Genomic DNA, 10,034 nt, shown 5'->3' on the forward strand with positions numbered 1-10,034 from the left:
GTCCAGTCCACGTGCGACGAAGGCGCGTCCACGTGCAGCGTGCGCGGCAGCACGCCGTTCTGCATCGCCAGCACCATCTTGATCACGCCGGCCACACCGGCGGCCGCCTGCGCGTGCCCGATGTTCGACTTGATCGAGCCCAGCAGCAGCGGCAGTTCGCGGTCCTGCCCGTAGGTGGCGAGGAGCGCCTGGGCCTCGATCGGGTCACCGAGCGTCGTCCCGGTCCCGTGCGCCTCGACAGCGTCGACGTCGGCGGTCGACAGCCCGGCGCTCGCCAGCGCCTGCCGGATCACCCGCTGCTGCGACGGACCGTTCGGCGCCGTCAGACCGTTCGACGCACCGTCCTGGTTGACGGCGCTCCCCCGCAGCACCGCGAGCACGCGGTGCCCGTTCCGGCGGGCGTCCGACAGGCGCTCCAGCACCACCATGCCGACGCCCTCGCCCCAGCCCACTCCGTTCGCCGCGTCCGCGAACGAACGGCACCGGCCGTCCGCCGACAGGCCGCCCTGTCGCGAGAACTCCACGAACGTCCCCGGCGTCGACATCACGGTGACGCCACCGGCCAGCGCCAGCGAGCACTCGCCGCCGCGCAGCGCCTGCGCCGCCAGGTGCATCGCCACCAGCGACGACGAGCACGCCGTGTCCACCGTCACCGCCGGGCCCTCGAAGCCGAAGGTGTAGGACACCCGGCCGGAGGCGACGCTGGGGGCGCTGCCGTTGCCCCGGAAGCCCTCGAACTCCTCGCCGTCCAGGAGCGAGCGGTAGTCGGTGTACATGACGCCCGCGAAGACGCCCGTCCGGCTGCCGCGCAGCGACACCGGGTCGATGCCCGCCCGCTCGAACGCCTCCCACGAGGTCTCCAGCAGCAGACGCTGCTGCGCGTCCGTCGCCAGCGCCTCGCGCGGGCTCATCCCGAAGAACTCGTGGTCGAACTCCCCCGCGTCGTGCAGGAACGCGCCGCGCCGGGTGTACGACGTGCCCGGGACGGACCGGTCCTCGCTGTAGAGCGAGTCGAGGTCCCAGCCCCGGTTCGCCGGGAAGTCGGAGACCGCGTCGACGCCGTCGGCCACCAGCCGCCACAGGTCCTCCGGCGACTCGACGCCGCCCGGGTAACGGCAGGCCATGCCGACGATGACGACCGGGTCGTCCGACGACACCGGGAGCGCCGACGGGAGTTCCTCGGCCTCCTCGGCACCGAACAGGCCTTCCAGGACGAAGCCGGCCAGCGCGCTCGCCGTCGGGTAGTCGAACACCACCGTGGCCGGCAGCTGGAGACCGGTCACCGACTTGAGCTGGTTGCGCAGCTCGACCGCCGTCAGCGAGTCGAAGCCGAGGTCCTGGAACGCCCGGGACGGGTCGACGACCGAGCCGCCCTCGTGGCCCAGGACCACGGCGATCCGATCGCGCACCAGCTCCAGGACGGCCGCCCGGCGCTCGGCCTCGCCCAGGCCCGACAGGCGCTGCGCCAGGCCGGCCGAGGGGGGGCCGCCCCCCCCCCCCCTCGGGGTTCGTCCGGCTCAGGAGGACGGGGCCGCCGTGAGGTCGTAGAACGTGGCGCCGCCGACCGTCTTCGCGGTGAAGTGGCCGGTCACCCACGCCTCGATCTGGGCGCTCTCGTTCTGCTGCCCGCTGTCGTCGCCGGCACCGCCGCCGCCGAAGCCGCGGTGCGAGCCGCCGCCGATGAACCAGTGGATCCTGCCCTCCTGGACGTACTTCTGGAAGTCGGCCAGGCTCAGCGACGGGTCGGTGCCGTTGAAGCCGCCGAGGGCCATCACCGGCTTGCCGGTGGCGAGCTGGTAGCTCGCGGCGTTCTGGGAGCCGGTGGTCGCGGCGGCCCAGGTGTAGTGGTCGGCGTCCTGCTTGAGGAGGGCCGCGGCCTCGTCGCCGACCTTGGTGCCGCCGAGCAGGCCGCCCATGCCGCCGCCCGTGCCGCCGGGGCCGCCGAAGCCGCCCGCGCCCTCGGGGTCCGCCGCGCCGGGCATGCCCGGGGTGCCGGTGCCGGTGCCGTTGCCGCGCTCGTGGCGACCGCCGTCGGCGCTGCCGCTGCCGGAGCCGTTGCCGGCACCGGGGAAGCCGCCCTGGCCGCCGCCGAAGCCGCCCGGGAAGCCGCCGCCGTTCTGGCCGTGCGGGGCCCGGCCGCCGGGGAAGCCGCCCTGACCGCCCTGACCGCCCTGGCCGCCGGGGAAGCCCTGCCCGCCGGGGAACTGGCCGCCGAAGCCCCGGCCGTTGCCCGTGGCGCCCTTGCCGCCCCGGCCGCCCTTGCCGAACGAGCCCGGCCCGAACGCGCCCTTGACGGACGGCCCGGCCGTGATGATCGAGCCGTTGTGCGCCGTGCCGACGGTGTCCACCGCGTACGCCGCCGGGCCGCCGAGCGCCGCCGCGAGGCCCACGAGGCCGGCCACCGAGGCGATCCGCGCCCCGGTCCGCCCGGAGGTCCGCCCCGCGAACTGCCCGGCCACCAGCGCGGCCGCCGCCGCGAGCCCGGCGGCCAGGACCGCCCAGCGCAGCCACGGCAGGAAGCCCGAGCTGCGGCCGAGCAGGACGAACGCCCACACCGCCGTCGTCGCGAGGGTGCCCGCGAGGACCAGCGCGTACGGCAGGCGGTGGCGCGCCCGCCACAGCCCGTCCACGCCCATGCCGACCAGTGCGGCGACGGCCGGGGCGAGCGCCACGGTGTAGTACTGGTGGAAGATCCCGGACATGAAGCTGAAGATCAGCGCGGTGGAGACCAGCCACCCGCCCCAGACCAGGAACGCCGCGCGGGCGGTGTCGGTGCGGGCGTAGCGGCGGGTCGCCCAGAGCGCGACCAGCAGCAGGATCAGCGCGGCCGGCAGGAGCCAGGCGATCTGGCCGCCGATGTCGCTGCCGAACAGGCGGGTGATGCCGGTCTGGCCCCAGCCGCGGTTCTTCATCCCCTGCGCGGCGCCGGCCGGCAGGTCGAGCCCGGCCGGGAGGCGGCCGCCGCCGCCCACGCTGCCGCGCTCGTTGCCGTCGACCCGGCCGAGGCCGTTGTAGCCGAAGGTGAGCGACAGGAAGCTGTTGTCCTGCGAGCCGCCGACGTACGGGCGGGCGGAGGCGGGCAGCAGTTCGACGACCGCGACCCACCAGCCGCCGGCGACGGCCAGCGCGACGCCCGCGAGCAGCGTCTGGCGCACCCGCCGCCACAGGCCGGTGGGCGCCACGACGAGGTAGATCACCGCGAAGGCGGGCAGGATCAGGAACGCCGCCAGGGTCTTGGTGAGGAACGCGAAGCCGAACACGGCGCCGGTGAACAGCAGCCACCGGGTGCTCGCCGTCTCGATCGCGCGGATAAGCCCGTACGCGCCGACGGTGAGCAGCAGGACGAGCAGCGCGTCCGGGTTGTTGAAGCGGAACATCAGCGCCGCCACCGGGGTGAGGGCGAACGCGGCGCCGGCGAGCAGGCCGCCGAGCGGGGAGAAGCGGCGGCGCACCGCCGCGTACAGGACGCCGACGGTGGCGGCGCCCATGAGCGCCTGCGGGGCGAGGAGCGACCACGACGAGAGGCCGAAGATCCGCGCGGACAGCGCCATCGGCCACAGCGATGCCGGGGGCTTGTCGACCGTGATGAAGTTCGAGGCGTCGGAGGAGCCGAAGAAGAACGCCTTCCAGCTCTGGCTGCCCGCCTGGACGGCCGCGGAGTAGAAGGCGTTGGCCCAGCCGGAGGCGCTGAGGTCCCACAGGTAGAGGACGGCGGTGGCGGCCATCAGGCCGAGCAGGGCCGGGCGCACCCAGCGGGGGTCGTCGGCGCGGCCGCGCCAGGCGCGGGCGGGGAGCGTACGCAGTCGGCCCGACCAGGAGGCCGGGCCCTTGGGTCCGGCCGGCGGCAGGGACTGCTCGGGGAAGAGCGGTGCCGGGACCGGTGCGGGGGCCGGCTGGGGCACCTCCGGCGGCGGGAAGTCCGCGGCCTCGGGCCACGGTTCACCGGCCGGCTGGGTGTAGCTGGTCGTGGTCATGCGCCATACCGTGCGTGGCGCGCCTGAGAGAAGCGTGAGACGGGACTGTGAGCCGGGTGTGATCTAGGGTTTCACGCCCGGTTCGGCCGTTCTCGGCGGCCCGACGGGACGGCTCGCAGCACGCTCAGGCGGGCTGGGGCATGACCAGGTGCTTGCCGAGCCACTCCAGGGCCGGGGGGATCTCGCGGGTCCAGGTGTGGAAGTTGTGGCCGGCGGTGTCCAGGGTGATCGTGGACATCTTGGTCGGGGCCTTGAAGGCGCCGACCATGGCCTGGGTCTCGCCGTAGTTGTTCTCGTCGTTGGCGGTCGTCAGCAGCAGCGAGACCGGGGCGGGCGGCTGGTTCTTCAGCCGCCACAGGAGGTCGTTCTCCTGCTTCAGCTTGTCGCTGCCGCCGAACAGGTCGCCGGTGGTCTCGTCGTGGGCCGCGCTGTAGTAGCCGGAGAGCGCGATCGCCGCGGGGTAGGAGTCGGGCTTGCGCAGGGCGAACTTGAGCGCGCAGTAGCCGCCGGTGGAGTTGCCGATCACGGCTCGGTTGTCCGGGGCGGTGCCGATCCGGTAGGTGGTGGCGAGGGCCTTGGGCAGGTCGGTGGTGAAGAAGGTCTCCACCTGGGGGCCGTTCGGCACGTCGACGCACTCGGTGTCCCGGTTGCCGACGAGCGTGGGCCTGGTCATCACGAGGATGGTCGGCGGCAGCTTCTTCTGGGTGATCGCGTCGAGGGTGGACGCCGGGTACTGCATGAGCGAGATCAGCTTCTCCGGGGTGCCCGGGTAGCCGGTGAGCACCAGGGCCATCGGGAAGCGCTGCTTGGCGTAGTCCGGCTGGAAGTACTGCGGCGGCAGGTAGACGTAGGCCTCGCTGGTCAGGCCGCTGCCCGCTCCTTTGACGTCGACCTTCTGGATCAGGCCGGAGCGCTCGGGGTCCGAGCCCTGGGCCGAGTAGAACTTCTGCTCGCCGGTCACGGCCACGCCGGAGGCGTTGGGCGTGTGGTCGACCACGGTGCCGTTCTTGCCGCTGGTGCCGAGCAGGTCGGTCCACGAGCTGTAGAAGCCGAAGTAGCTGTTGGCGACCAGGCCCATGGCGATCAGCACCGAGACCTGGGTCGCGAGGAAGGCGCCGATCCGGCCGAGCCAGGACTTCCAGGTCCGTCCGCCGAATCTCGGCCACAGCCACATGGTGGCGGCGAAGACGGCGATCGCGATCACGGACGCGACGATCTGGAGGGGGAGGCCGGTGAGACTGAGCACGGGCCCGATGGTAGTTGACCGCCGCAGGCTCCCCGCGCGCCCCTCGTGCGCGCCCGTACGCTCCTTGTGCGCCCTGTTGACCTTGCTGCGCACGCTCCGGGACGATGTCCCGCGGGATACGTGCACGTAGTGTGCGCGGCGCGTGCGGGGGACGACACGTGGGGGCGGGGTTCATGAGGTCCATCACCAAGGCCGGTCTGGCCGTCGGATCGGTGCTGCTGCTGGCGGCCTGTTCCAGCGGGGGAGGGCAGTCGGCCGCGGATCCGAAGCCGTCCGGTGGTTCCGCCGCGCCGCCGGCGCCGACCGCCACGCCCCGGCCGACGCCCACCCGGCCCGCGTACGGGCCCGTGCTCACCGGAGCCGTCGACCCGGTCACCACCGCGCTCGGCAAGGTGACCTCGGCCACGACCCTCGCCGACCTCGACACCGACCTCGCCGGGATCGCCACCAGCGCCAAGGCCGCGAGCCTCACGCTGCGCACGGCCGACCAGCCGCCCGAGGTCGGGATCACGCAGAGCGACCTCGCCTCCGCCCTCACCCAGCTCGGCACCGAGATGGCGAAGATCCAGGGCGACATCAAGCACAAGACCGTGTGCGGGCTCGGCGCCGGCCTCGCGGAGGTGGGCCAGGCGGCGAGCCTGAAGGCCGTCACCGCCTCCCTCGCGAAGATGGCGACGGCCGGCTACCCGACCACCTTCGCCGTCCCGCAGCTCCCGGCGGCGCAGAACCGCACGCTGGACAACGGCACGCTGGTCCGCAAGGGGCGGCTGAACGGCGAGGGCGTGTTCAAGGTCGACAACGGCGGCTCGTCGGACGCCGTCGTCACGCTCGCCCTGGACGGCAAGGCGGTCAACTCGGTGTACGTGGCCAAGGGCTCGAACGCGAGCATCGAGGGCGTCCGGGACGGGACGTACGAGGTCTACTTCTCGGGCGGCGTGGACTGGGACAACGACGCGAAGGCGTTCACCCGGAGCTGCCGGTTCACCAAGTTCCAGGACACGCTGGCCTTCGAGACCGGGCGCACCGCCACGTCGTGGTCGGTCACCCTCAAGCCGGTGGTCGGCGGCAACGCCAAGACCGAGGACGTGGACCAGAACAACTTCCCGCAACCGTAGCGTCCTTGACGTTCGACGGCGTTCCCCGGCCTTTTTCGGTCAGGACTGTTGACCCCTTGAAGTGGCCATGGCACTTTCGTGCGGCGCGGGCCTCGGCGACCAGTCGGGCACCCCGCGATCCCCCACAAGGAGAGCCATGTTCAAGAGACTTGTCGCCGTCGCCGGCGCGAGCGCGGTCATCGCCGGCGGGCTGACACTCGCCGCAGCCCCCGCACAGGCCGTCCAGGCGGCCGACCTCACGGCGACCATCGCGCTCGACGACTGCTCGGCCTCGCTGGTCCGCTACCCCGCCTCCGTCGACGGCGACCGGGCGCTCATGCTCACCAACGGCCACTGCCTGCCCACCATGCCGAGCGCCGGCCAGGTCATCCAGAACGTCCCCGCCAGTCGCAGCGGCACCCTGCTCGACGGCGCCGGGAACAGCCTCGGCACCGTCCAGGCCGACAAGGTCCTGTACGCGACGATGACCGGCACCGACGTCACGCTCTACGAACTCACCGACACCTACGGCGCGATCAAGAGCCGCTACGGCGTCACCGCGCTGACCGTCAACGACGGCCACCCGGTCAACGGCGCGGCGATGTACATACCCTCGTCGTACTGGAAGCAGGTCTGGAACTGCTCCGTCAACGGGTTCGTGTCCACCCTGCGCGAGGACCAGTGGACCTGGCACGACTCGCTGCGCTACAACTCCGGCTGCAACACCACCCACGGCACGTCGGGCTCGCCCATCATCGACTCCGCGAGCGGGCGGATCGTCGGCATCAACAACACCGGCAACGACGACGGCCAGATGTGCACCCTCAACAACCCGTGCGAGGTCGCCGCCGACGGCAGCACCACCGCCACCAAGGGTCAGGGCTACGGCGAGGAGACCTACTGGTTCACCACCTGCCTCGGCGCGGGCCGGGCCATCGACCTGAACGTCGCCGGCTGCCTGCTCACCAAGCCGGGCGGCGGCAGCTCCGTGTCGGTGAGCAGCCCCGGTGACCAGTCGACCACCGTCAACGGCTCGGTGAGTCTCCAGCTCCAGGCCTCCGGCGGCACCGCGCCGCTGTCGTACTCCGCCACGGGCCTGCCCACCGGCCTGTCGGTCGACTCCTCGACCGGCCTGATCTCCGGCGCGGTGAACACGATCGGGCAGTTCCCCGTGACGGTCACGGTCACCGACGCGACCGGGGCGACCGCGACCACGAGCTTCAACTGGTCGGTCCTGGGCGCGGGTGGCTCCTGCACGCCGGCGCAGTTGCTGGGCAACGCGGGCTTCGAGACGGGTTCGGCGGCGCCGTGGACGGCGTCGAGCGGTGTGATCGACAACAGTGCGTCGCAGGCGGCGCACGGGGGCAGCTGGAAGGCGTGGCTGGACGGCTACGGCTCGGCGCACACGGACACGCTGTCGCAGACGGTGACGATCCCGGCGGGCTGCAAGGCGACGCTGAGCTTCTGGCTGCACATCGACACCGCGGAGACGGGTACGACGGCGTACGACAAGCTGGCGGTGTCGGTCAACGGGACCACGCTGAAGACGTACAGCAACGTGGACGCGGCGGCCGGCTACCAGCAGCGGACCTTCGACCTGTCGGCGTACGCGGGCAAGAGCGTCACGCTGAAGTTCACCGGCACCGAGGACGCCTCGCTGCAGACGAGCTTCGTGATCGACGACACCTCCATCCAGACGAGCTGACGGACCGCTGACCGGCGGTGGCTCCTGCCGCGCGGTCCGGCCGGCCCGGCTGGCTAGACTGCGCGGCATGCCTCCCGTCCTCCGCCTGAAAGGCCCCCACGACCACCACTCCCGCGAGAGCCACGCGCAGGCCTGCACGGCCGCCGTCGCCGGCCTCGCGCTCGACGCCGGGGTGACCCGGCTGACGCTCGACAACCCGGCGCTGACCGGGTTCTTCTCGTTCTCCCAGCGCCGCGTGGGCATCAACGGTGACGGGCTGCACGGCCTCTTCGACTACCGACAGCGGGGCTACCACGACGGCGCCGAGGTGCCGTTGGCCACCGGACTGGCGCTGGTGCGCGCGATGGTGCTGCGGCACGGCGTGTGGTGCCGCCTCGACGGCGACGACGGGTTCTTCGTCCACGTCGACGACGAGGGCGAGTTGTACGTCGGCGGGGCCTTCCCGGGTGCCGCCGTGGAACGGGTTCGGGCGCTGGGACTTGACGTCGACGAGGTCCAACAGTCGCCGTACGTGCGGGAGTTGGACGATGTAGCCGACGCGCGCCCGGCCGACGACGCGTTCTGGGCGGAGGTCGGCGCGCTGGCCGAGGCCCGCGGCGCGGTGCTGCTTGAGGAGCAGTACGTCCGCAACGGCCGCCGGTGGTACGAGATCTCCTCCGTCGAGGAGGTCGCGACCGTGCGGGCGAAGCTGACGCCCCGCGCCCGGCTCGCCGTCTGGCCGGCCCTCTCGCCCGACACCGACGCCGTCCTGGCCGCGATCGAGCGGCGCGGGCCGGTCGCGCTGCTCGTCGAGGAACCGCAGCTCGGCGACTCCTTCCCGGCGTGTGTCGCCGAGCGGCACACGTCCGTGCGCAAGGGCCGGGCCGCGCTGATCCCCGTCGACGCGGCCGATCGCCACCCGCTGCTGTCCGCCGAACTCACGGACCTGGATGGCGTGTTGCGCACTCGGTGGCGCCTCCAGCCGACCCGCGCCGAGCGGCTGCGGACCTACCTCGGGACGCTGTGGGCCGGCGACCGGGTGCGCGGGGTGGTGTCGACGGGCCTGGACGACATCGGTGTGCACGTGAACCTCGGCGACGGTGTCGGGCGGTACGCCGGATTCCTGCGCGTCCCCGACATGTCCTGGAGCCGCTTCGACTCGGTGGAGGACGTCGCGCCGGTGGGCCGGGAGATCGAGGCGCTCGTGTTGAACGTCGAATTCTCCTGGGAGCAGGTCAACTTGTCGGTGAAGGGCCTCCTGCCGGACCCGTGGCAGCTCTTCGCCGACACCGAGCCGGTCGGGCGGATGTTCACCGGAGTGGTCCGCAAGCTCCTCGTGCCGGGGGCGCTCGTCGACCTGCGCAACGACGCCGGCCTGGAACTGGGCGGCCTGCTGCCCGCCGAGGACGTCCCGTCCTGGGTCGAGGAGGGCTCCGAAATCGCCGTCGTCCTGGAGGAATTGGACCTCGACCGGCGCCGCATCCTGCTCCGGCCTAAGCTGAGCGGATGATCAAGCCGATTGAGTTGGTGATATTCGACTGCGACGGTGTCCTCGTGGACAGCGAGGTCATCGCCGCCCGCGTCCAGATGCGCCTCGGCGCGGAGCTGGGCTGGCCGCTGACCCTGCCCGACGTGGTCGAGCACTTCATCGGCCGCTCCGAGGCCGCCAACCACGCGGTGGTCGCCGAGCGGCTCGGCACGGCGACCGCCGACCGCTGGCGCGCGCGTTTCGTCGAGCTCCACGCCGAGGCCGTGGAGGCCGAGTTGGAACCGGTGGCCGGGATCCGCGAGGCGCTCGCCGGGATCGCCGAGCTCACCCTGCCGACCTGCGTCGCGTCCAGCGGCTCGCACGACAAGATGCGCCACACCCTCGGCCGCACCGGCCTGTACGAGCACTTCGCCGGGCGGATCCACAGCGCCACCGAGGTGGGGGGGGGGGGGGCGCGCCGCCGCCCCGACAGCCTTCGCCCGGCCCCGCCTGAGGGCGGGCTCGGGGCCGGCGGGGGGCGGGGGGGTGGGCGCGCCCGCGGGCGGGG

General features: G+C 72.9%; 6 protein-coding genes and 1 pseudogene. 4 read left to right on the forward strand and 3 right to left on the reverse strand.

Going from position 1 to position 10,034, the window contains the following annotated elements:
- The 3 genes and pseudogenes from ACFV4F_RS33500 to ACFV4F_RS33510 all read right to left on the reverse strand — a co-directional run.
- Window positions 1-1,487 (reverse strand): annotated as a pseudogene (locus ACFV4F_RS33500) (beta-ketoacyl synthase N-terminal-like domain-containing protein); the annotation flags it as partial.
- 30 nt (window positions 1,488-1,517) lie between these two features.
- A complete protein-coding gene (locus ACFV4F_RS33505) occupies window positions 1,518-3,974 on the reverse strand; it encodes an ArnT family glycosyltransferase (protein ID WP_380508266.1) in 2,457 nt (818 codons plus the stop codon).
- Window positions 3,975-4,098: 124 nt separating this feature from the next.
- Window positions 4,099-5,220 carry an alpha/beta hydrolase gene (locus ACFV4F_RS33510; RefSeq protein WP_380443524.1) on the reverse strand — a complete coding sequence of 374 codons (1,122 nt, stop codon included), beginning with the start codon at window positions 5,218-5,220 and terminating at the stop codon, window positions 4,099-4,101.
- Window positions 5,221-5,393: 173 nt separating this feature from the next.
- Between ACFV4F_RS33510 and ACFV4F_RS33515 the strand changes: the two genes are divergently transcribed.
- From ACFV4F_RS33515 to ACFV4F_RS33530, 4 genes are all read left to right on the forward strand, one after another.
- Window positions 5,394-6,335 (forward strand): hypothetical protein, encoded by a 942-nt coding sequence (locus ACFV4F_RS33515; RefSeq protein ID WP_380508269.1) that lies wholly within the window; start codon window positions 5,394-5,396, stop codon window positions 6,333-6,335.
- A 136-nt stretch (window positions 6,336-6,471) separates the two neighbouring features.
- Window positions 6,472-8,019, forward strand: a complete 1,548-nt coding sequence (locus ACFV4F_RS33520) for a putative Ig domain-containing protein (protein ID WP_380508272.1) — start codon at window positions 6,472-6,474, stop codon at window positions 8,017-8,019.
- A gap of 67 nt (window positions 8,020-8,086) precedes the next feature.
- Window positions 8,087-9,508, forward strand: a complete 1,422-nt coding sequence (locus ACFV4F_RS33525) for an RNA-binding protein (protein WP_380508275.1) — start codon at window positions 8,087-8,089, stop codon at window positions 9,506-9,508.
- Window positions 9,505-10,034, forward strand: a 530-nt coding sequence (locus tag ACFV4F_RS33530) for an HAD family hydrolase (protein WP_380508277.1), incomplete at its 3' end; no start/stop codon positions are given. The genes ACFV4F_RS33525 and ACFV4F_RS33530, both read left to right, overlap by 4 nt.

The sequence above is a fragment of the Kitasatospora sp. NPDC059722 genome (genome assembly GCF_042733235.1).
Taxonomy (GTDB): Bacteria; Actinomycetota; Actinomycetes; order Streptomycetales; family Streptomycetaceae; genus Kitasatospora.

Bases quoted from the DNA above. Each gene is read 5' to 3' on its own strand.
- ACFV4F_RS33525 (WP_380508275.1), top strand. From the start codon at position 8,087: ATGCCTCCCGTCCTCCGCCTGAAAGGCCCCCACGACCACCACTCCCGC.
- ACFV4F_RS33520 (WP_380508272.1), top strand. From the start codon at position 6,472: ATGTTCAAGAGACTTGTCGCCGTCGCCGGCGCGAGCGCGGTCATCGCC.
- ACFV4F_RS33515 (WP_380508269.1), top strand. From the start codon at position 5,394: ATGAGGTCCATCACCAAGGCCGGTCTGGCCGTCGGATCGGTGCTGCTG.
- ACFV4F_RS33505 (WP_380508266.1), bottom strand. From the start codon at position 3,974: ATGACCACGACCAGCTACACCCAGCCGGCCGGTGAACCGTGGCCCGAG.